Annotated in this window: 18 protein-coding genes; 9 read left to right on the forward strand and 9 right to left on the reverse strand. The window is 72.1% G+C overall.

What is annotated here, in order from left to right:
- Window positions 1-40 precede the first annotated feature (40 nt).
- The 4 genes from ACFYPN_RS01805 to ACFYPN_RS01820 all read right to left on the reverse strand — a co-directional run bounded on the left by ACFYPN_RS01805 (window position 41) and on the right by ACFYPN_RS01820 (window position 4400).
- Window positions 41-1030 carry a zinc metalloprotease gene (locus ACFYPN_RS01805; RefSeq protein ID WP_389296431.1) on the reverse strand — a complete coding sequence of 330 codons (990 nt, stop codon included), beginning with the start codon at window positions 1028-1030 and terminating at the stop codon, window positions 41-43.
- Between the two features lie 382 nt (window positions 1031-1412).
- Window positions 1413-2228 (reverse strand): thioredoxin domain-containing protein, encoded by an 816-nt coding sequence (locus ACFYPN_RS01810; protein ID WP_358761061.1) that lies wholly within the window; start codon window positions 2226-2228, stop codon window positions 1413-1415.
- A gap of 78 nt (window positions 2229-2306) precedes the next feature.
- Complete coding sequence (locus ACFYPN_RS01815; RefSeq protein WP_389296432.1) at window positions 2307-2990, reverse strand: hypothetical protein; 684 nt, start codon at window positions 2988-2990, stop codon at window positions 2307-2309.
- 72 nt (window positions 2991-3062) lie between these two features.
- Window positions 3063-4400, reverse strand: coding sequence for a DUF2252 domain-containing protein (locus ACFYPN_RS01820; RefSeq protein ID WP_389296433.1), 1338 nt, complete (start codon window positions 4398-4400; stop codon window positions 3063-3065).
- Window positions 4401-4662: 262 nt separating this feature from the next.
- Here ACFYPN_RS01820 and dnaE point away from each other — a divergent pair, with 262 nt between their 5' ends.
- The gene (gene dnaE / locus ACFYPN_RS01825; RefSeq protein WP_389296434.1) at window positions 4663-8202 is read left to right on the forward strand and encodes a DNA polymerase III subunit alpha; all 3540 of its coding nucleotides are present in this window, start codon (window positions 4663-4665) and stop codon (window positions 8200-8202) included.
- Between the two features lie 161 nt (window positions 8203-8363).
- Here the strand turns inward: dnaE and ACFYPN_RS01830 are convergent, their stop codons facing one another.
- A complete protein-coding gene (locus tag ACFYPN_RS01830; RefSeq protein ID WP_358761065.1) occupies window positions 8364-8543 on the reverse strand; it encodes a hypothetical protein in 180 nt (59 codons plus the stop codon).
- 236 nt (window positions 8544-8779) lie between these two features.
- Between ACFYPN_RS01830 and ACFYPN_RS01835 the strand changes: the two genes are divergently transcribed.
- The 4 genes from ACFYPN_RS01835 to ACFYPN_RS01850 all read left to right on the forward strand — a co-directional run bounded on the left by ACFYPN_RS01835 (window position 8780) and on the right by ACFYPN_RS01850 (window position 13045).
- On the forward strand, window positions 8780-10039 hold the full coding sequence (locus ACFYPN_RS01835; RefSeq protein ID WP_389296435.1) for an NYN domain-containing protein: 1260 nt from the start codon (window positions 8780-8782) through the stop codon (window positions 10037-10039).
- 142 nt (window positions 10040-10181) lie between these two features.
- Window positions 10182-11165 carry an ABC transporter ATP-binding protein gene (locus ACFYPN_RS01840; RefSeq protein ID WP_389296580.1) on the forward strand — a complete coding sequence of 328 codons (984 nt, stop codon included), beginning with the start codon at window positions 10182-10184 and terminating at the stop codon, window positions 11163-11165.
- Between the two features lie 238 nt (window positions 11166-11403).
- Window positions 11404-12150: an ABC transporter permease gene (locus tag ACFYPN_RS01845; protein ID WP_358761106.1), complete on the forward strand. Its 747-nt coding sequence runs from the start codon at window positions 11404-11406 to the stop codon at window positions 12148-12150.
- Between the two features lie 100 nt (window positions 12151-12250).
- Window positions 12251-13045, forward strand: a complete 795-nt coding sequence (locus tag ACFYPN_RS01850; protein WP_389296436.1) for an ABC transporter permease — start codon at window positions 12251-12253, stop codon at window positions 13043-13045.
- Window positions 13046-13102: 57 nt separating this feature from the next.
- Here the strand turns inward: ACFYPN_RS01850 and ybaK are convergent, their stop codons facing one another.
- From ybaK to ACFYPN_RS01870, 4 genes are all read right to left on the reverse strand, one after another.
- Window positions 13103-13603, reverse strand: coding sequence for a Cys-tRNA(Pro) deacylase (gene ybaK / locus ACFYPN_RS01855; RefSeq protein WP_358761068.1), 501 nt, complete (start codon window positions 13601-13603; stop codon window positions 13103-13105).
- 49 nt (window positions 13604-13652) lie between these two features.
- Complete coding sequence (locus tag ACFYPN_RS01860; RefSeq protein WP_358761069.1) at window positions 13653-14399, reverse strand: LON peptidase substrate-binding domain-containing protein; 747 nt, start codon at window positions 14397-14399, stop codon at window positions 13653-13655.
- Window positions 14400-14404: 5 nt separating this feature from the next.
- A complete protein-coding gene (locus ACFYPN_RS01865; protein WP_389296437.1) occupies window positions 14405-15550 on the reverse strand; it encodes a hypothetical protein in 1146 nt (381 codons plus the stop codon).
- Between the two features lie 200 nt (window positions 15551-15750).
- On the reverse strand, window positions 15751-17364 hold the full coding sequence (locus ACFYPN_RS01870) for an oxidoreductase (RefSeq protein ID WP_358761071.1): 1614 nt from the start codon (window positions 17362-17364) through the stop codon (window positions 15751-15753).
- A 148-nt stretch (window positions 17365-17512) separates the two neighbouring features.
- Between ACFYPN_RS01870 and hisD the strand changes: the two genes are divergently transcribed.
- The 4 genes from hisD to ACFYPN_RS01890 are packed head-to-tail and all read left to right on the forward strand — an operon-like array spanning window position 17513 to window position 20743.
- On the forward strand, window positions 17513-18844 hold the full coding sequence (gene hisD, locus ACFYPN_RS01875) for a histidinol dehydrogenase (protein ID WP_358761072.1): 1332 nt from the start codon (window positions 17513-17515) through the stop codon (window positions 18842-18844).
- Entirely contained in the window at window positions 18841-19980 is a 1140-nt protein-coding gene (locus tag ACFYPN_RS01880; RefSeq protein ID WP_389296438.1) for a histidinol-phosphate transaminase, read from the forward strand. The genes hisD and ACFYPN_RS01880 overlap by 4 nt, the downstream gene beginning before the upstream one ends.
- Window positions 19977-20579 carry an imidazoleglycerol-phosphate dehydratase HisB gene (hisB, locus tag ACFYPN_RS01885; protein ID WP_266710430.1) on the forward strand — a complete coding sequence of 201 codons (603 nt, stop codon included), beginning with the start codon at window positions 19977-19979 and terminating at the stop codon, window positions 20577-20579. Before ACFYPN_RS01880 ends, hisB begins: the two co-directional genes overlap by 4 nt.
- The gene (locus ACFYPN_RS01890; RefSeq protein ID WP_358761074.1) at window positions 20576-20743 is read left to right on the forward strand and encodes a hypothetical protein; all 168 of its coding nucleotides are present in this window, start codon (window positions 20576-20578) and stop codon (window positions 20741-20743) included. The genes hisB and ACFYPN_RS01890 overlap by 4 nt, the downstream gene beginning before the upstream one ends.
- The last annotated feature ends 4 nt before the right edge of the window (window positions 20744-20747 follow it).

A 20747-nucleotide genomic window follows, 5' to 3' on the forward strand; every position in this document is an offset into this window, starting at 1 on the left:
GTGAGCCGGTGCGCGGCCCGCGGATGTGCGGCGGGGGCCGTCAGGCGCGGTAGGCGGTCCAGCTGTCGCTCATGCGCTGCACCTGGCCCGGGGTGAACTGGTACATGCAGGCGTCGTACGTGTAGTCCATGAAGTTGTGGATCGGGTCGACCCCGGTCTTGTTGGTGCAGCTGTCCCGTCCGGTCGGGCACTCGTAGGCCGCGGTCTTCTCGGCCGGGGTGTCGTCGACGTAGTCGCCGTTTCCGTTGCAGCCGCCCTGGAAGGTGTGGTAGAGCCCGAGCCAGTGGCCGACCTCGTGGGTGGCGGTGTCGCCCTCGTCGTAGTGGGTGGCGGCGCCGCCCGGCAGCGAGGTGTCGAGGATCACCACCCCGTCCATGCTCGGGCTCGACGTGTAGGAGCTCGGGAACGTGGCCCAGCCGAGCAGACCGCCGCCGAGATTGGCGGTGTAGATGTTGAGGGCGTTGGCGCCCCCCTTGCGCAGCGCGCTCTTCATCGACTTCTCCGCGCTGGAGCCGGAGCCGACGTTGTACCAGGTGGCGTTGTCCGTGTAGTCGGTCCCCGCCAGCGTGAAGCTGAAGCCGGTGGCGGTGTTGCCCGTACCCGCTCCCGCGTAAGCGCTGTTGAGGACGCTCATCTGGGCAGCTATGGCGCTCGACGACAGTTTTCCGGTGGTGCCGGAGTGGATGACGTGGAAATACACCGGTATGGAGGCGCCGGCCGCCGCGGCGGTGATCCCGGCGGACCGGCGCTCGGCGAGTCTGGTGCGCAGGTCGGCGTCCATGTTCTTCGCCGTGGCGCTGCTGACGTCGTTGGGTTCGTGCGCCGTGGCGCCCGCTCCGGGGCGGGCCTGGCGGGCGAGTGCGGCGCCGGTGGCGTCGGCGCACGGGGCGGCCGTCGGGGCGGCGGCGTTGACGGGGGAGGCGTTGACGGGGGAGGCGGACACCGGAGCCAGGGCCAGGGTGCCGGCCAGCGCGGCGACGGCGAGCAGGGGGCGACGCACGTGGGGGGAGGTCGGGAAGAGAGCGCGCACGGGTACTCCTCGGAGACGCGGGGGGAGGGATTTCCTCGCCCGTCGCCGGGAGATTACGTGTGCATGTCAGGCTGTCGGGAGTGTTCTTCCGGCCTGTTCGCGGCCCCGCCGGAAAGGCTCGTGGGAGGGTCCGGGCGCCGGACGCGCCGGCTCCCGAAGCACCCTCGTAACCCGGCCGTTCGCGCTGCGGGGTGGTGTGTCCGCATACGGGACTCCGCCGGAGGCGCGGCCGTGACCCCCGGGACACACGGCCGCCGCACGGGCCCTGGCCGGAACCGGTCGGCGACGGGAGAAGACGGGCGGGGGCGGTGGGATCCGGGCCGTGTGGCCGCGTCCCACCGCCCCCGCCGGGGAGTCCTGCCCGGGGAAATCCCGCGCGGCGTCAGCCCTTGAGCGCCGCGTCGACGGCCTTGGTGTAGTCGGCCACCGTCATGGGCGCGCTGTCGCTGCCCTCGCCGGTCACGGTCTTGCCGTCCATCTTCAGGGTCGGCGTGCCCTTCACCCCGCTGGAGTCGAAGGTCTTGGACATCTTGACGGCCCACGAGTCGTAGGTGCCGTCGTTGACGTTCTTCTGGAACGCCTTGTTGCCCTTGAGCGCGTCCACCGTGTCGGCGACCTCGATGAGGTAGCTGTCCTTGGCGAACTTGTCCTCGGTCTCGTCGGGGTGGTACTTCGCCGAGTACAGCGCCGCCTTGTACTGGAGGAACGCCTCGGGGCTGACGTTCAGGGCCGCGCCCAGGGCGCTGAGGGCGTTCTTGGAGCCCTCGCCGTTGTCACTGTTGTCGAGGAAGGTGGCACCGACGTACTTGATCTTGTACTTGCCGTCCGCGACGTCCTTGGTGACCGTGGAGCCGACGGTCTGCTCGAACTGCGCGCAGATCGGGCAGCGGGAGTCCTCGTACATCTCCAGCGTCTTCTTCGCGGAGGACTTGCCGATCACGACGGTCGTGCCGTTGGTGCCGGTGGTGTTCTTCGGGGCGGTCACCGACTTGGCGTCGCCGGCGGCCTCCCAGGCGTCCGGCTTGTTCAGCTCGTTGACGCCGTAGGCGACGCCGCCCGCGATGGCCAGCACCGCGACGATCGAGACGCCGACGATGACCTGCTTGCGGGCCTTGTCCTTCTTCGCCTGGCGCTCGCGCTCCGCGCGCAGTCGCTCGCGGGCGGCTGCCTTGTTCGCCTGGTTGTTGCGGTTGCTCATGAGGGGTTCTCCGTGGGAGGGGCGTGATGACGTGGAAGACGTCAAAGGCTGGAAAAGGGGGAGGAGTGCCGTACCGGCTCAGGCCGGCAGCGGCGGTCCTCTCCGGCCCACGGAGTGGCTGAAGAGCGGACGGGCCGCGACGAACGGGCGCGGGCCCGGAGTGCGTACGGTGCCCCGCACCGGCCGACGGGACGCGCCGGCCACCGCCGGTGCGACCAGCAGCGGGTGGAAGGCGAAGGCCGCCGCGCCCCGCAGCAGGGCCACCAGGGCGGCCTCGCCGCGCCGCAGCCAGCCCGCAGCCAGCAGCCCGACGGTCACGTGCGCGGCGAGCAGCAGCCACGGGACGCCCGGCCCCACGGGCAGCGGCAGTGCGGCGGCGGAGCCGGGGTGGCCGACTCCGGCCACCCGGGCCAGTGGAGCGCCCACCCCGTGGCCGCCGCAGAGCACGTCGAACCCGAGGGAGCGCAGCGGACCGGCCACCGGGCCGCCCGCCGCGCCGTAGCAGAGCTGCTGCCCCGTGGTGAAGACCGTGTCGGCGGCGAGCTCCAGCGGGACCAGCAGCCCCGCTATCGCCCCGAAGCCGCGCTCCCGGCCCGCCAGCGCGTACGCGGCGGCGAACACCAGGCCCCCCACCAGCGCCAGCGCGGACACCGGCAGGGCTTCCCGGGAGAGCAGGACGTGGGACGCCGAGGACAGCGTGACGACGAGCGCGGTGAAGAGCGCCGCGCGCGCGGTCCTGGGTCCCGTCCCTGATATGTCCATCGCCGGAGAGTCTCGCACGCGTCCCTGTAAGCGACCGCTAAAGGCCCCGGTGAAGGGCCGGCGGAGCGGCTGTCACGAGCCCGGTCGGAGACCCGGGATGCGGCCGTTGCGGAAGAGGTCCACGAAGATCCGGTGGTCCCGGCGGGCCCGTGCGCCGTAGCTGTGGGCGAAGTCGACGAGAAGATCGCCGAAGCCGTCCTCGTCGGCCTCGATGGCGGCGTCGATGGCCCGCTCGGTGGAGAACGGCACCAGCGAGTGGCCGCTCTCGTCGTCGGCCGCCGCGTGCATGGTGGCCGTCGCCCGGCCCAGGTCGGCGACGACGGCCGCGATCTCGCCGGGCTCGTCGATGTCGGACCAGTCCAGGTCCACCGCGTACGGCGAGACCTCGGCCACCAGCTGACCGGTGCCGTCCAGCTCGGTCCAGCCCAGCCACGGGTCGGCGTGGGCCTGGAGCGCCCGCTGCGAGATCACCGTGCGGTGGCCCTCGTGCTGGAAGTAGTCGCGCGCCGAGGGGTCCGTGATGTGCCGGGAGACGGCAGGCGTCTGGGCCTGCTTGAGGTAGATCACGACGTCGTTCTCCAGGGCGTCGCTGTTCCCCTCCAGCAGGATGTTGTACGAGGGCAGGCCGGCCGAGCCGATGCCGATGCCCCGCCGGCCCACCACGTCCTTCACCCGGTAGGAGTCCGGGCGGGTCAGGCTCGACTCGGGCAGGGTCTCCAGATAGCCGTCGAACGCGGCGAGGACCTTGTAGCGGGTCGCCGCGTCCAGGTCGATGGCGCCACCGTCCGGCGCGAACCTGCGCTCGAAGTCGCGGATCTCCGTCATGGAGTCCAGCAGCGAGAAGCGGGTGAGCGACCGGGCCGTCCGGAGCGCGCCGAGCAGCGGGCCGTCGGCGGTGTCCAGGGTGAAGGGCGGCACCTCGTCGTTCTTCGCACCGGTCGCGAGCGCGTGGATGCGCTCGCGGTACGCGGCGGCGTAGACGCGGACCAGCTCGGTGATCTGGTCGTCGCTGAGCGCCTTGGCGTAACCGATCAGGGCGACGGAGGCGGCGAAGCGCTTGAGGTCCCAGGTGAACGGGCCGATGTACGCCTCGTCGAAGTCGTTGACGTTGAAGACCAGGCGGCCGTTGGCGTCCATGTAGGTGCCGAAGTTCTCCGCGTGGAGGTCCCCGTGGATCCAGACCCGGCCGGTCCGCTCGTCGAGGTACGGGCCGCCGAGCCGCTCCCGGGACAGGTCGTCGTAGAACAGGCAGGCGGTGCCCCGGTAGAAGGCGAAGGCAGAGCCCGCCATCTTCCGGAACTTGACCTGGAAGGCGGCCGGGTCGGCCGCCAGCAGCTCACCGAAGGCGGTCTCGAAGACGGCGAGGATGCGCTCCCCGCGGTCTTCCGCGCCGCTCAGCTGTTCCGACATCGCTGGGTGCCTCCTGGTACAGGGCGTCGAACTCCGTCGAGCACCGTCGAACATGGCGTTCATGACAAATCGGACAGGCGTCCTCGCCCCTCCAACGCGTGACCGTACTCGCAAGTGCCCGTCGTTCGTCAGCGCGGAGACGTAGACTTCCGGGCTGTCCCCCTGAGACCCACTTCCCCTTTGCTGGCCGCCCGTCGCCCGCCCGTCATCCCGGGCCGAGAGCGGCGGGGCCACATCCGTCAACCCCCGGAGGCACAGCGCCGTGACCAAGCCGCCCTTCACGCACCTGCACGTCCACACCCAGTACTCCCTGCTCGACGGTGCCGCGCGGCTCAAGGACATGTTCGAGGCGTGCAACACCATGGGGATGTCGCACATCGCGATGACGGACCACGGCAACCTCCACGGGGCGTACGACTTCTTCCACTCGGCGAAGAAGGCCGGTGTGACGCCGATCATCGGCATCGAGGCGTACGTCGCGCCCGAGTCGCGGAAGCACAAGCGGAAGATCCAGTGGGGACAGCCGCACCAGAAGCGGGACGACGTCTCCGGTTCCGGTGGTTACACCCACAAGACGATCTGGGCCGCCAACGCCACCGGGCTGCACAACCTCTTCAAGCTCTCCTCGGACGCGTACGCGGAGGGCTGGCTGCAGAAGTGGCCGCGCATGGACCGGGAGACCATCTCCCAGTGGTCGGAGGGCCTGATCGCCTCCACCGGGTGCCCCTCCGGGGAGGTGCAGACCCGGCTGCGGCTCGGCCAGTTCGACGAGGCGGTCCAGGCCGCCTCCGACTACAAGGACATCTTCGGCGAGGGCAGGTACTTCCTGGAGCTCATGGACCACGGCATCGAGATCGAGCGCCGGGTCCGCGACGGGCTCCTCGAAATCGGCAAGAAGCTGAACATCCCGCCGCTGGTGACGAACGACTCGCACTACACCTACGCGCACGAGGCGACCGCCCACGACGCCCTGCTCTGCATCCAGACCGGCAAGAACCTCTCCGACCCGGACCGCTTCCGCTTCGACGGCACCGGCTACTACCTCAAGACCGCGGAGGAGATGTACGCGGTCGACTCCTCCGACGCCTGGCAGCAGGGGTGCGACAACACCTTCCTGGTCGCGCAGCAGATCGACACCGCCGGCATGTTCGAGGCGAAGAACCTCATGCCGAAGTTCGACATCCCGGACGGCTACACGGAGGTCACCTGGTTCCGGGAGGAGGTCCGGGTCGGCATGGAACGCCGCTTCCCCGGCGGGATCCCCGACGACCGGCAGAAGCAGGTCGAGTACGAGATGGACATCATCATCCAGATGGGGTTCCCGGGGTACTTCCTCGTCGTCGCCGACTTCATCATGTGGGCCAAGAACAACGGCATCGCGGTCGGCCCCGGCCGAGGCTCCGCGGCCGGCTCGATCGTCTCGTACGCCATGGGCATCACCGACCTCGACCCGATCGAGCACGGACTGATCTTCGAGCGGTTCCTCAACCCCGAGCGCGTCTCCATGCCCGACGTCGACATCGACTTCGACGAACGCCGGCGCGTCGAGGTGATCCGCTACGTCACCGAGAAGTACGGCGCCGACAAGGTCGCCATGATCGGCACGTACGGCAAGATCAAGGCGAAGAACGCGATCAAGGACTCCGCCCGCGTCCTCGGCTACCCGTACGCGATGGGCGACCGCCTCACCAAGGCCATGCCCGCCGACGTCCTCGGCAAGGGCATCGACCTCAACGGCATCACCGACCCCAAGCACCCGCGCTACAGCGAGGCCGGCGAGATCCGGGGGATGTACGAGAACGAGCCGGACGTCAGGAAGGTCATCGACACCGCCAAGGGCGTCGAGGGCCTCGTCCGGCAGATGGGCGTGCACGCGGCCGGCGTGATCATGTCCAGCGAACCGATCGTGGACCACGCCCCGGTCTGGGTCCGGCACACCGACGGCGTCACCATCACGCAGTGGGACTACCCCCAGTGCGAGTCGCTCGGCCTGCTCAAGATGGACTTCCTCGGCCTGCGCAACCTCACCATCATGGACGACGCCGTCAAGATGGTGAAGGCGAACAAGGGCGTCGAGCTGGAGATGCTCGCCCTGCCGCTGGACGACCCCAAGACGTACGAACTCCTCTGCCGGGGCGACACGCTCGGCGTCTTCCAGTTCGACGGCGGGCCGATGCGTTCGCTGCTCCGCCAGATGCAGCCCGACAACTTCGAGGACATCTCCGCCGTCTCGGCCCTCTACCGGCCGGGCCCGATGGGCATGAACTCGCACACGAACTACGCCGAGCGGAAGAACGCCCGCCAGGAGATCACCCCGATCCACCCGGAGCTGGAGGAGCCCCTCAAGGAGGTCCTCGGCCTCACCTACGGTCTGATCGTCTACCAGGAGCAGGTGCAGAAGGCGGCCCAGATCGTCGCCGGGTACTCCCTCGGCGAGGCCGACATCCTGCGCCGCGTGATGGGCAAGAAGAAGGCCGACGAGCTGGCGAAGAACTTCGTCCTCTTCGAGGCCGGCGCCAAGAAGAACGGCTTCTCCGACGCGGCGATCAAGGCGCTCTGGGACGTCCTGGTGCCGTTCGCCGGATACGCGTTCAACAAGGCGCACTCGTCCGCGTACGGGCTCGTCACCTACTGGACCGCCTACCTCAAGGCGAACTACCCCGCCGAGTACATGGCCGCCCTGCTGACCTCGGTCAAGGACGACAAGGACAAGTCGGCGATCTACCTCAACGAGTGCCGGCGCATGGGCATCAAGGTGCTCCCGCCGAACGTCAACGAGTCCGAGGCCAACTTCGCCGCCCAGGGTGACGACGTGATCCTCTTCGGCCTCACCGCCGTGCGCAACGTCGGTACCAACGTGGTGGACTCGATCATCCGGTGCCGCAAGGCGAAGGGGAAGTACAGCTCGTTCCCCGACTTCCTCGACAAGGTCGAAGCGGTCGTCTGCAACAAGCGCACCGTGGAATCGCTCATCAAGGCCGGTGCCTTCGACGAGATGGGCCACACCCGCAAGGGACTCGTCGCCCACCACGAGCCGATGATCGACAACGTGGTCCAGGTCAAGCGCAAGGAGGCCGAGGGGCAGTTCGACCTCTTCGGCGGCATGGGCGAGGAAGAGAGCGACGAGCCGGGCTTCGGTCTCGACGTCGAGTTCTCGGACATCGAGTGGGAGAAGTCCTACCTGCTCGCCCAGGAACGCGAGATGCTCGGCCTCTACGTCTCCGACCACCCGCTCTTCGGACTGGAGCACGTCCTCTCCGACAAGGCGGACGCCTCGATCTCCCAACTCACCGGCGGTGACTACAGCGACGGCGCGGTCGTCACCGTCGGCGGCATCATCTCCGGTCTCCAGCGGAAGATGACCAAGCAGGGCAACGCCTGGGCCATCGCCACCGTCGAGGACCTCGCCGGTGCCATCGAGTGCATGTTCTTCCCGGCCACCTACCAACTGGTCTCCACCCAGCTGGTGGAGGACACCGTCGTCTTCGTCAAGGGGCGGCTCGACAAGCGCGAGGACGTGCCCCGGCTCGTCGCCATGGAGATGCAGGTCCCCGACATCTCGAACGCGGGCACCAACGCGCCGGTGGTCCTCACCATCCCCACCGTGCGGATCACGCCCCCGATGGTCAGCCGCCTCGGCGAAGTGCTCGCCAGCCACCGGGGCGACACCGAGGTCCGCATCAAGCTCCAGGGCCCGCGCAAGACCACCGTCCTGCGGCTCGACCGGCACCGCGTCAAGCCCGACCCGGCGCTCTTCGGCGACCTCAAGGTGCTGCTCGGCCCGTCCTGCCTGGCCGGCTGAGCGCAGCGGCGCCCGGACACGTGACCCGGCGCCCGTGAACGACGAGCGAAGGGGCGCCCCCGCCGACGACGGCGGGGGCGCCCCTTCGGGCCTGTATGGGGTGCCCCGCCCCATCCTCGGCGCGACAACCCAGTACAGGCCCTACTGCCTTGGTACGGCCGTCAGTTGTGGCCGAAACGGCGCTGGTGCTTGCGGGCCACGTCCGAGGGGCTGCCCTGGGCCTGCGACTGCGACGCGTTCCGGTCCTCGAAGGACGTCGACTTCGCCTGCTCGGCTCCGCGCTCCGCCGCGGACGCGCGGTCCTGCTCGCTGCCCTGCTTACGGTTCTTGTTCTTGGCCATGGTGAATGCCTCCTGTGGGGAGTCCTGGTTGCCAGGACCGATGTCAGACTCACATAGCCCCACAGAGCACGCATGTTGGATCATTACCTTCCGTAGTGGACAGCCCGGCGGGCCTCTCACGGGAAACCTCCACCGCATCCGCCACGCCGAAGATCGAGTTCCGGCCGTCTCCTTACGCGCGGTCGGGCAGACTCGACGGAAACCCTGAACGGCCGTTCGCCGAATTCCGGAAGAGGGTGGAACGCGTGGACCGTTGCGTCGTCCTGGTGGACGCCGGATACCTGCTGGGCGCAGCCGCGAGTCTGCTGGCGGGCGAACCCGCCCGTTCGCGCATCACCGTCGACCACGCCGCCCTGATCCAGGGTCTGCGCGAGCGGGCCGAGGCCGACACCGAGCAACGCCTCCTGCGCATCTACTGGTTCGACGGCGCCCCCGACCGCGTACCGCAGCCCGAGCACCGTCGGCTGCGGGTCATGTCGCGCGTCACCGTCCGGCTCGGGGCGCTCACCCGCAGCGACGGCCGGTGGGCCCAGAAGGGCGTCGACGCGGCCATGCACGCCGAACTGACCGAACTGGCCCGCAACCGCGCCTGTTCCGACGTGGTCCTGGTGACCGGCGACGGCGATCTGCTGCCCGGACTGATGTCCGCCAAGGAACACGGCGTCGCCGTCCACCTCTGGGCCGTCCAGGCCGCGGACGGGGACTACAACCAGTCCGAGGACCTGGTGGCCGAGGCCGACGAGCGCCGCGTGCTCGACCGCGCCTGGATCACCAAGGCCGTCCGCGCCAAGGAGAACGGCGGGATCTGCGCCCCGCAGCCCCGGCCGCGCCCCGAGATCGCCGCGATCCTCTCCGCGCCCCTGCCCGAGGCCGCCCTGGCGGCCTCGGCCGAACGGGCCTCCGAGGCCCAGGCCGCGGCGGCCCGCGCCCCCGCCCCGCCCCGCCCGGACACCGCCCCGGACGAGCCCGCGCCGGCCCACGGCCCCAAGGGCGTCCCCACCCCGAAGGACCTCGCCGCCCTCCGCGCCGCCGCCGGTGCGCCCGCGGCCGCAGCGACGCAGTCCGCCCCGGTCCCCAGCGCCACGCTGCGCTGGTCCTCGGACCGTGGCTGGGCCGACCGGAGCCCGCTCGGGGAACCCCCGGAGACCGCCTCGCTGCCCACCCTCGCCCAGGTCACCACCGCCGAACAGCGCTGGGCCGACCGCGAGGAGGACATCACCACCGTGGGCGGCGACCCCTTCGAGGTCGGCCAGGTCTTCGCCCGCCGCTGGATGGAACGGCTGCCGGAGACCGTCCCCCTCCAGAAGCTCTCCACCATGTACCCGCGCATCCCGCACCGGATCGACGGCGAGCTCCTGCGGTACGCGGCACGCTTCGGACTCCTCGCCCACAAGGACGACCAGATCGACGAGCACGACCGCTACGCCATCCGGGCCGGTTTCTGGCGCGAGATCGACATCACGGCTGCCGTGGAGCACGCCCCCGCCCCGGAATGACCGGGCGGGCCCCCGCGGAGACCCCCGGTGAACGGCCGGGAACCCCCGGGACCGGCCCCCGGCGCGATCCGGACCCTCCGACCCCGTACTCTCGTACCTCGTGAGTACGGGCACAGCACAGGCACTGAGGGCCACCGGGACCGTGTGCGCGGTGCGTGATCTGGTGAAGACCTACCCGGCCGTCCGGAGCCGCCGCGGCACGCCCGCCGCGCCCGAGGTACGGGCCACCGACGGCGTCACCCTGGAGGTGCGGGGCGGCGAGATCTTCGGGCTGCTCGGCCCCAACGGCGCCGGCAAGTCCACCCTGGTGCGCCAGCTCACCGGCCTGATGCGCCCCGACTCCGGCAGCGTCGAGGTGCTCGGCCACGACCTTGTGCGCCACCCCGAACGCGCCTCCCGCCTCATCGGCTACCTCGGCCAGGAGTCCACCGCCCTCGACGAGCTCACGGTGTCCCTCGCCGCCGAGACCACCGGGCGGCTGCGCGGCCTCTCCGCGCGCGACGCCCGCGCCGAGCGCGACGCCGTACTGGAGGAACTCGGCCTCACCGAACTCGCCGGGCGCCCCCTGAAGAAGCTCTCGGGCGGCCAGCGCAGGCTCGCCTGCTTCGCCGCCGTCCTCGTCGGACAGCGCCCGGTGCTGATCCTGGACGAGCCGACCACCGGCATGGACCCCGTCGCCCGGCGCTCCGTCTGGGCCGCGGTGGACCGGCGCAGGGCCGAACACGGCGCGACCGTCCTGCTCGTCACCCACAACGTCATCGAGGCGGAGACGGTCCTCGACCGGGTCGCCGTCGTCGAACGCGGCAAGATCATCGCCTGCGACACCCCGAAGGGCCTCAAGGAGCAGGTGGCCGGCGAGGTCAGGGTCGAGCTGATGTGGCGCGAGCGCGCCCCGCTCGACGTCCCCGAGGTCGCCGCCCTGCGTCCTTCGGCGCAGGAGTCCGGGCGGCGCTGGGTGCTTCGCCTGGGACCGGACGAGGCACGGGCCGCCGTCGCCGCGGTGACCGGCGGCGCGGCCTTCGCGGCTCTGGACGACTTCACCCTGGCGACGCCCAGCCTGGAGGACGTCTACCTGGCGCTCGGCGGGGACGCGGCGGACGCGCGCAAGGGACTGGTGAAGGCGTGAGGGCGACGGCGGGGGCTGCCGCGGAGTCCGAGGCCCCGGCGGGCGGGGGCCGGGTGGACGGACGAGACGTGTGCGGACGAGACGTGTGCGGACGAAGAATGGCATCGAACGGGAGCAGCGCCAGGTGACGAGCATCGTTCCCGCCGAGGCGGTGTCCCCGCGTCGCGGGCAGGCTTCCGGCGCCCCGGACACGTCCTCCGGGGCGGCCTCGGGGTCCTGGGCGGGGGAACCGGCCCCGCTGGCGCCGCGCGCCCGGCTGCTGCCGGCGCTCGCCGCCGTCTACCGGGCCCAGCTCTCCCGGGCCAGGGTGGCCCGCATCCCGCTGCTGTTCGTGGCGACCTTCCAGTCCGTCGGCATCATGGTCATGATGCGCGGGGTCGTCGACGGCGGCACCGAGGCGCGGTCCGTGGTCGCGGGTTCCAGCGTGCTGGTGGTCGCCTTCGTCGCCCTCAATCTGCTCGCCCAGTACTTCGGCCAGCTGAGGGCCAACGGCGGCCTCGACCACTACGCCACCCTGCCGGTCCCGCCGGCGGCCGTGGTGCTGGGCGCGGCGGGCGCGTACGCCTCCTTCACCGTGCCGGGCACCGTCTTCACCGCCGTGGCGGGCAGCGCGCTCTTCCAGCTGCCGATGTCGCACCTGTGGGTGCTGGTCGCCGTGGTCCCGCTGGCCGGGGCGGCGCTGGCCGGGCTGGGGGCCGCGCTGGGGCTCCTCGCGCCGCGCCAGGAACTGGCCACCCTGCTGGGACAGCTCGGCATGTCGGCGGCGCTGCTGCTGGGCGTACTGCCCGCCGAGCGGCTGCCGGAGGTGGTGCGCTGGGCGCGCGACCTGCTGCCGTCGACGTACGGGGTGGAGGCGCTGGCCCGCTCCTTCGACGCGCACCCGGACTGGACGGTCGTCGCCCTGGACCTCGGGGTCTGCGCGGCGGTGGGTGTCCTCTCGCTCGCTGTGGCGACCTGGGCCTACCGCCGGGCCGCCGTGCGCTGACCTGCCGGTCGCCCGCCGTGCGGCGGTGCGGCGCCGGTGAGCCGCCCCGGTGACCCGGTCCGGTGCGGCGCCACGCGTGGCCGCCTGGCACGATGGCACGGTGACCGCACCCTTGACGCCGCCCGACCCGCCGACGCCCTACGATCCCTGGCCGGCTCGTCCGACGGGTTCGCACCTCGCCCCCGGTCAGTCGCCGCCCGCCCGCGCCGAGGCACGGGCCGAGGTCGTCCGGGCCACGGCCGTCACCGTGGTGCTGGCCGTCGCGGGTGTCGCCCTGGGCCTGCTCTGGCTCTGGCTCTCCCCGCGCATCCCATTGGTCTCGGACGCCACCGCCGTCTACCTCAAGGACAGCGAGGGCGAGGAGGCGATCGGAGCGGACGGCACGTTCGCCCTTCTCGGCGCCGGCTTCGGCGTCGTCTCGGCCGTCGTGGTCTACCTGCTGCGGCGCGACGGCGGAATCCCGGCGGTGGCCGCGCTGGCGCTCGGCGGGCTGCTGGGAGGGCTGCTCGCCTGGTGGCTGGGTGCCGCCCTCGGCCCGACCTCGGACGTCGTGGCCCACGCCAAGGCGGCCGGCCAGGGGGCGACCTTCGACGCGCCGCTGAAGCTGAACGCGAAGGGCGCGCTGCTCGCCTGGCCGGTGGCCGCGATGGTCGTGCACCTGATCCTCACGGCGGCCTTCACGCCCCGGGACCCCGACCCCGATGCGCAGTGGACGCACGCCGACTGGTCGATGCGCGGCGCCGAGGCGCCGTACGGCACGGAAGAGCGGCCGGCCCACGCCACCCCCGAGGTGCACGCCACCCCCGAGGCGCCCGGCGCCCCCGACGCGCCCGTCACGAGGGCCCGGGCGCAGAGCGAGCCGGAGGGCCCCGCCGGACCGCAGCCGCCCGCCTGAGGGGCCGGCCTCCGGGTCCCTGGTGCGCCTCCCCCGGCCCGTCGACCCGGTCCGCCGCTACGCGCGCCCGATCGGCGCGAACACCGCACCGGTGAGCCGCGCCAGGTCCGCCGCCGCGAGTTCGACCTCCAGGCCCCGGCGGCCGGCCGAGACGCAGATGGTCGGGTGCGATCCGGCCGTGTCGTCGAGGACCGTACGGAGCCGCTTGCGCTGGCCCAGCGGGGAGATCCCGCCGCGTACGTACCCCGTGGTGCGCTCGGCCGCCGCCGGATCGGCCATGGCGGCCCGCTTGCCGCCGACCGCCGACGCGAGCGCCTTCAGGTCCAGTGAACCCGCGACCGGGACCACCGCCACCGTGAGTTCGCCGTCCACGTCGGCGACCAGGGTCTTGAAGACCCGGTCGGGGGAGACGCCCAGGGCCTCGGCCGCCTCCTCGCCGTAACTGGGCGCCGCCGGGTCGTGCTCGTACGAGTGAACCGTGAAGGCGGCCCCGGCCGCGGTCAGCGCGACCGTTGCCGGGGTACCGCCCTGCTGCTGCTTCTTCGTCTTCTTCGCCACGGGCGGAAGGTACTCGACCCGTACGGACGGGGGCGGGATCGGGGTCGGTTCAGTTCAGGTGCGTGGGGGCGCGGGTGAGGTCCACGGCCGGCAGCGAGGGGAGATGGCGGATGACCGCCGTCTCCTTGCGGAGCAGGGTGAGTTCCTCCCGCAGCCGGGTCGCGGTGTCCGGGGCCTGCAGCAGCCGCTGCTTCGTGCCCACGTCCAGCACGGTGGCGGCGGCCACCAGGTAGGAGACGACGGACGGTTCGTCCGGCAGGTCGCCGCCCGTGGTCAGCGACCGCTCGCTCGCCCCGGCCAGTCGCTTCTGGTACGTGCGGAAGGCCCGCATCACGCCCTCGGCGAGGGTCCGGGCCTCGCCGGCCTCCTCGTCCTCGGCGAGGTGCTCCACCTCGGCGGTCAGATACGGGCCGCTCGCGTCCACGGAGAGCAGCCGGACCCGGGTGGTGCCGGTGGCCAGCACCTCGAAGGTGCCGTCGGCGCGCTCACGGATCTTGGCGGCGTCCGCCACGCAGCCGACGCGGTGGAAGGACTGGATCGGGTCGGCGCCGAAGCCGTCGGCGGGCGCGAGATCGGCAGGGACCGCCGCGCCCGTGGGCATCCCGGTGCCGGTCACCGCCGTCTCCCGGCCGTCGCGGACGGCCACCACGACGAAGCGGCGGGGCTCGTCGTCGTCGGTCTTCAGCAGCTCGCGCATCAGGGCGCGATAGCGCTCCTCGAAGACGTTCAACGGCAGCACGAGGCCGGGGAACAGAACCGCGTTGAGCGGGAAGAGGGGCAGGTGCGCTGTGGTCACAACGCTCAAGCGTAATGGCCGAGGGGCCCGCCGTGGGCGGCCCGGTTCCACAGGGGGGTCGCCGAGGCCACCTGGAGCCGCGCCGCGTCCCTGGCGTCCAGGAAGCGGGCCAGCGCGTCCTCGGCGACCGACGACCGCGGGACGGCCCGGGACGACGGCACGGGCGGGGGCGACGGGACCCCCCGGGACCACGGGACGGACCGGACCCGGGGAACGGGCTGGACCCACGGGAGGGACCGGGACCACGGGAACGACTGGGCGTACGGCCCGATCAGCCGGAACTGCTCCAGCGCCTCGTTCCAGCGGCCCCGCACCACCAGGACGTACGCGAGCAGGTTGCGGATCTCGGCGGGCCACGGGTCCCCGGCGCCGTACGCGGCGGAGAGGCCGATCGCCAGGTCGGCGGCATCGTCGATCCGGCGGTCCGGTACGGGGGCGGTGCGACCCGCCGCCGGGTCGAGCAGCAGGGCGGCGGCGGCCCGCACCGGCAGACCCTGCACCAGGGAGTCCGGGGCGGCGTCCTCGGCGGCCCGCTCGGCGAAGTCGAAGCACGAGCGGTGCGACCCCCGCCGGGCGGCGGAGAGGTAGTACAGCGCCGCCACGTGGCAGCCGTAGTGGTGCGGGGCGCGCCGGACCGCCTCCTCCCAGACCGACTCGAACACGGTGTGCGGGGCACGGGTGCCCCGCGCCTGGTCCAGGGCGAGGTGCCAGGGGACCGGGTCGCGCGGGTCGGCCTCGGCCGCCGCGCCGATCAGCGGGGCGATCTCGCGCAGCCGCTCCGCCGCCGCGGGAGACTCCCACGCCCTGCGCGCGGCGAGCCCGGCCCGGACGAGCAGCGCGTCCGGGTCGCCGGGGGCGGCGGACAGCCAGTCGTCCAGCCAGCCGTCCCGGCTGCGGGCGAAGGCGACCAGCCGGCCGAGGTAGCGGTCGCGCAACTCCCATTCGGCGGCGTCACGGGTGGCGGCGAGGAGCTCGGCGGCCGGCCCGTACGCGCCCTCGGCGGCGGCCACCAGCGCGGGGGAGAGCCGGCGGTCGGGGGCGTCGAGCATGACCGCGTCGGCCGGGGGAAGTCCGGCGGACAGCCTGGGGCTGTGCCGGACCCTGCGCGCGGTACGGAGCAGAGCGCGGAGCGAGGGCATGGTGCAGACCATTGAAAAACGCTGGTGGGGGTGGCACCAGGGGTGCGCTGTGAAGTTTTGGTGCCGACGCGGGGGGATTCTGGGAGTGAGTGGAGGACCTGACGGCGGTTGGCTGGAATTCGACCCTCCGGGGGAGGCCGGTCCCGGCCCCGTCCGGCCTCCGGCTTCCCGTGCCGGAGGCGGGACCGGGCCCCGCCCAACCTCCCTTGCCCTCACCCCCGACGCAGCAGCCGGGAGGCTCCGGCGGCCACCGTGGTGGCCAGAACCCACCCCACCAGCACCAGTCCGGCGGAAATCCACTGCCAGCCGCCCGTCATCCGCCAGTAGCCGTCCTGGCCGAGACCGATCACCGGGATCAGCAGATCGAGGGCGTAGAGCGCCGGATTCCACTCCGGGTGCTCGTCGCCCTTGATCGAGGCCGGTTCGTGCCGGGAGAAGACCAGGGTGCTCGCCGCCCAGAGCACGGCCATCCACACCGCCGCCCGCCCCGGCCGGTAGCCGTACGCCACCGTCCAGTCCTGGAGGAACCCCCACAGCTTCCCGGCGATCGGCAGCGTCTCCCGGCGCCTGCGCTGCTTGGCGAGCAGCACCTCCCGGGCGTCCGCGTCCTCACCGCAGTTGCGGAGCACGGTCGCCAGCCGCTCGTACGGCTCGGGGACGTACTCCGGGGTGGCGGCGAGCACCCACTCCAGGCGCCGGGAGAGCGGGAAGTGGCCGTACGGGACGAGGTTCTCGTAGACGAACCCGCCCATCGCGAGGCCGCCCGGTCCCGGCCAGCTGCTGGACAGGTCGATCAGGGTCACTACCCGCGCGCCGTTCAGCACGACCCGGCCCTCGTCGGGGCGCTCCAGGCTGAACCGCAGCTCGGGCACCACGATCCGGCGCAGCGACAGCTCCTCGTGCGGCTCCAGCACGAACCGCGCCAGGTGCAGGTCCAGCACGTCCCCGAACCGCCCGTCGTCCAGCCGGACCCCGCCCCGGCACTCGAAGATCTGCGAGCGCGAACCGCGGGCGGGCGTGAGGTCCGAAGTCGGGCCGTGCACGATGCCGTACGGGGGAGTGGTGCTCTGGTACCCCGTCTCGGTGCTCACCCACGCCTCGGTCAGGTAGAGCGTCCGCTCCACCCTCAACTGCGGCGCGTTCAGCGCCTTGCGCCCCTCCGCAGCCCGCAGCCTGCTGCCGCGCAGGCTCAGCGAACCGCCCACCGTCGCCCCGCGCAGGCTGACTTCGCCGTACGTCTCGATCATCTCCGCCTGGAGGTCCTGCGCCACGTTGAGCCCGTCGGCGGCGAACGCCCGGCCCCGCCGGTCGCAGCCGACGCTGATCTGGCTGATCAGCAGGTCCGTACCGATCTGGGCGTCCGTCAGCCGCACGCCCCGGTCCACCCGGCAGCGCGGCAGATGGAGGTCGCCCTCGGTGTGCAGCCGGGCCGCCTCCAGCCGGGGCATCGCGCAGCCGACCATCCGCAGCGTCGTGAAGTGGCACTCGGGGAAGATCACCTCCTGCTCGAACCGGCAGCCGGTCAGCTCGACGTACGGCGAGACCCGGCCGCCCGCAAGATCCAGCTTGCCGGTGACGCGCACACCCCTGAGCTTCAGCGCCGCCACCCGCCCCGGTCTGGCCGGCGGGCCGCTCAGCAGCAGGCGGGCCACGACCCGCGCCCCGACGCTGCGCCCCGGGCCCCACATGTGCGGGCCGAACGGATCGTCGCGTGCGGGGTCGTGGGTACGCAGGTCGAAGGTGGTTCCGTTCCGGAAGGACTGCCACATGCCCAGCTCCGCGGCGCTGAGTCCCTCCGGGATGTCGCTCTCGTGCGGCTCCGTCACTTGCGACCTCCCTGTGCACACGCCCTACTGCCGTTCTTCCCCCTGTGTGACCGTATGAACAGAAAAAGGAACACAGAGTGACGCGGATGTGTATCAGCCACTGATACGGCCGACCGGACGGCTCGGGCGGTCTGAGAGAATTGGTGGTGTGATCACTCGAATCGATCTGCGCGGCGACGTCCTCCCCGAGGGCGCCCCCCTGCGCGACCTGCTGCCCCGTGCCGAGTTCGACGTGGAAGCCGCCCTGGAGACGGTGCGGCCCATCTGCGAGGACGTCCGCCATCGTGGCTCCGCGGCAGTGATCGAGTGGGGGGAGAAATTCGACGGCGTACGGCCGGATTCGCTCCGGGTGCCGGCCGGCGCCCTCGCGGACGCGCTGCGGGAGCTCGACCCCGCCGTCCGCGCCGCCCTCGAGGAGTCGATCCGCCGCGCCCGCCTCGTCCACCGCGAACAGCGCCGCACCACCCACACCACCCAGGTCGTCCCCGGCGGCACGGTCACCGAGAAGTGGGTGCCCGTCGAGCGCGTCGGCCTCTACGTGCCCGGCGGCCGTTCGGTCTACCCGTCCTCCGTCGTCATGAACGTCGTCCCGGCCCAGGAGGCCGGCGTCGAGGGCATCGCCGTGTCCTCCCCGCCGCAGAAGGAGTTCGGCGGCCTGCCGCACCCCACCATCCTGGCCGCCTGCGCCCTGCTCGGCGTGGACGAGGTGTACGCCGCCGGCGGCGCCCAGGCCATCGCCCTCTTCGCCTACGGCACCGAGGGCGAGGACGGCTGCCGCCCGGTGAACCTCGTCACAGGCCCCGGCAACATCTACGTCGCCGCCGCCAAGCGCCTCCTCAAGGGGCGCATCGGCATCGACGCCGAGGCCGGACCCACCGAGATCGCGATCCTCGCGGACTCCACCGCCGACCCGGTCCACATCGCCGCCGACCTGATCAGCCAGGCCGAGCACGACCCGATGGCCGCCGCCGTCCTCGTCACCGACTCCGAGGAACTCGCCGCCGCCACCGAGGCCGAACTCGCCCCCCAGGTCGCCGCCTCCAAGCACGTCGCCGACCGCATCGCGCCGGCCCTCGCCGGCCGGCAGTCCGCGATCGTCCTCGTCCGCGACCTGGCGGACGGGCTGAAGGTGGTCGACGCGTACGGCGCCGAACACCTGGAGATCCAGACCACCGACGCCGCCGCCGTCGCCGACCGCGTCCGCAACGCCGGCGCGATCTTCGTCGGCCCCTGGTCGCCGGTCTCCCTCGGCGACTACTGCGCGGGCTCCAACCACGTGCTGCCCACCGGCGGCTGCGCCTGCCACTCCTCGGGCCTCTCCGTGCAGTCCTTCCTGCGCGGCATCCACATCGTCGACTACACCCGCGACGCACTGGCCGAGGTGACCCACCACGTGGTGACCCTCGCCGAGGCGGAGGACCTCCCCGCCCACGGCGCCGCACTCAAGGCCCGGTTCGGCTGGAAGGTTCCCCAGGCGTGAGCGACGACAGCACCAACGGCCCCACCGGCCGGGTCCGCCTCGACGACCTCCCGATCCGGGAGGAACTGCGCGGCCAGTCCCCCTACGGTGCCCCCCAGCTCGACGTACCCGTCCGGCTGAACACCAACGAGAACCCCTACCCGCTGCCCGACGCCCTCGTCGACCGGATCGCCGAACGCGTCCGCGCGGCCGCCCGCGACCTCAACCGCTACCCCGACCGGGACGCCGTCGAGCTGCGCACCGGCCTCGCCGACTACCTCAGCCGCACCGCCGGCCACCGGGTCACCACCGCACAGGTCTGGGCGGCCAACGGCTCCAACGAGGTCCTCCAGCAGCTGATGCAGGCCTTCGCCGGCCCCGGCCGCACCGCCATCGGCTTTGAACCCTCGTACTCCATGCACGCCCTCATCGCACGCGGCACCGGCACCGGCTGGATCTCCGGCCCGCGCAACGAGGACTTCACCATCGACGTCGACGCGGCGAGGAAGGCCATCGCCGAGCACCGCCCCCACGTCGTCTTCATCACCTCCCCGAACAACCCCACCGGCACCGCCGTCGACGCCGGCACCGTCCTCGCGCTGTACGGCGCGGCGCAGGCGGCCCGGCCGTCCCTCGTCGTCGTCGACGAGGCGTACGGCGAGTTCAGCCACCGCCCCTCGCTGCTCCCGCTGATCGAGGGCCGGCCGAACATGGTGCTCTCCCGCACCATGTCGAAGGCGTTCGGCGCCGCCGGGCTGCGCCTCGGCTATCTCGCGGCCGACGCCGCCGTGGTCGACGCCGTCCAGCTGGTGCGCCTGCCGTACCACCTGTCCTCCGTCACCCAGGCCACCGCGCTGGCCGCCCTGGAGCACACCGATACGCTCCTCGGGTACGTCGAGCGGCTCAAGAGCGAGCGGGACCGGATCGTCGCCGAACTCCGCGCCCTGGAGTACGAGGTCACCGACTCGGACGCCAACTTCGTCCAGTTCGGCCGCTTCGAGGACAGCCACGCCGTGTGGCGGGCGATCCTCGACCGGGGCGTCCTGGTCCGGGACAACGGCGTACCGGGGTGGCTGCGGGTCACCGCCGGGACCCCGGCAGAGAACGACGCGTTCCTCGACGCGGTACGCGACATCAAGAAGGAGCACGACGCATGACGGGCGAGAGCCGGGTGGGCCGCGTGGAACGCACCACCAAGGAAACCTCCGTGCTGGTCGAGATCAACCTCGACGGCAGCGGAAAGGTCGATGTCGCCACCGGCGTCGGCTTCTACGACCACATGCTCGACCAGCTCGGCCGCCACGGCCTCTTCGACCTCACGGTCAAGACCGAGGGCGACCTGCACATCGACTCCCACCACACCATCGAGGACACCGCCCTCGCGCTCGGCGCCGCCTTCAAGCAGGCCCTCGGCGACAAGGTCGGCATCTACCGCTTCGGCAACTGCACCGTCCCGCTGGACGAATCGCTCGCCCAGGTCACCGTCGACCTCTCCGGCCGCCCGTACCTGGTGCACACCGAGCCGGAGAAGATGGCGCCGATGATCGGCGAGTACGACACCACGATGACCCGGCACATCCTGGAGTCCTTCGTCGCGCAGGCCCAGATCGCCCTGCACGTCCACGTCCCCTACGGCCGCAACGCCCACCACATCGTGGAGTGCCAGTTCAAGGCCCTCGCCCGGGCCCTGCGCTACGCCAGCGAGCGCGACCCGCGCGCGGCCGGAATCCTGCCTTCCACGAAGGGCGCCCTGTGACCGGCCTCAACACCATCCTGATCGTCGTCGGCCTCTTCCTGGCCGGCGGCGTCTACTCCTTCGCCAAGCAGGGGATGCCCAGGGGCGTCATCGTGCTGCTCGGAATCGCCGCCGCGTTCTGCCTGGTCGCAGGAGTGCTGCGGATCCAGGGACTGTGGGACTGAGGGG

Source organism: Streptomyces sp. NPDC005576, assembly GCF_042871745.1.
GTDB lineage: Bacteria > Actinomycetota > Actinomycetes > Streptomycetales > Streptomycetaceae > Streptomyces.

Excerpts from the sequence above, each read along its gene's own strand:
- ACFYPN_RS01810 (WP_358761061.1), bottom strand. The coding sequence starts at position 2,228 with ATGAGCAACCGCAACAACCAGGCGAACAAGGCAGCCGCCCGCGAGCGA.
- hisB (WP_266710430.1), top strand. The coding sequence starts at position 19,977 with ATGACGGGCGAGAGCCGGGTGGGCCGCGTGGAACGCACCACCAAGGAA.
- ACFYPN_RS01820 (WP_389296433.1), bottom strand. The coding sequence starts at position 4,400 with ATGTCGGAACAGCTGAGCGGCGCGGAAGACCGCGGGGAGCGCATCCTC.
- ACFYPN_RS01815 (WP_389296432.1), bottom strand. The coding sequence starts at position 2,990 with ATGGACATATCAGGGACGGGACCCAGGACCGCGCGCGCGGCGCTCTTC.
- ACFYPN_RS01830 (WP_358761065.1), bottom strand. The coding sequence starts at position 8,543 with ATGGCCAAGAACAAGAACCGTAAGCAGGGCAGCGAGCAGGACCGCGCG.
- ACFYPN_RS01865 (WP_389296437.1), bottom strand. The coding sequence starts at position 15,550 with ATGGTCTGCACCATGCCCTCGCTCCGCGCTCTGCTCCGTACCGCGCGC.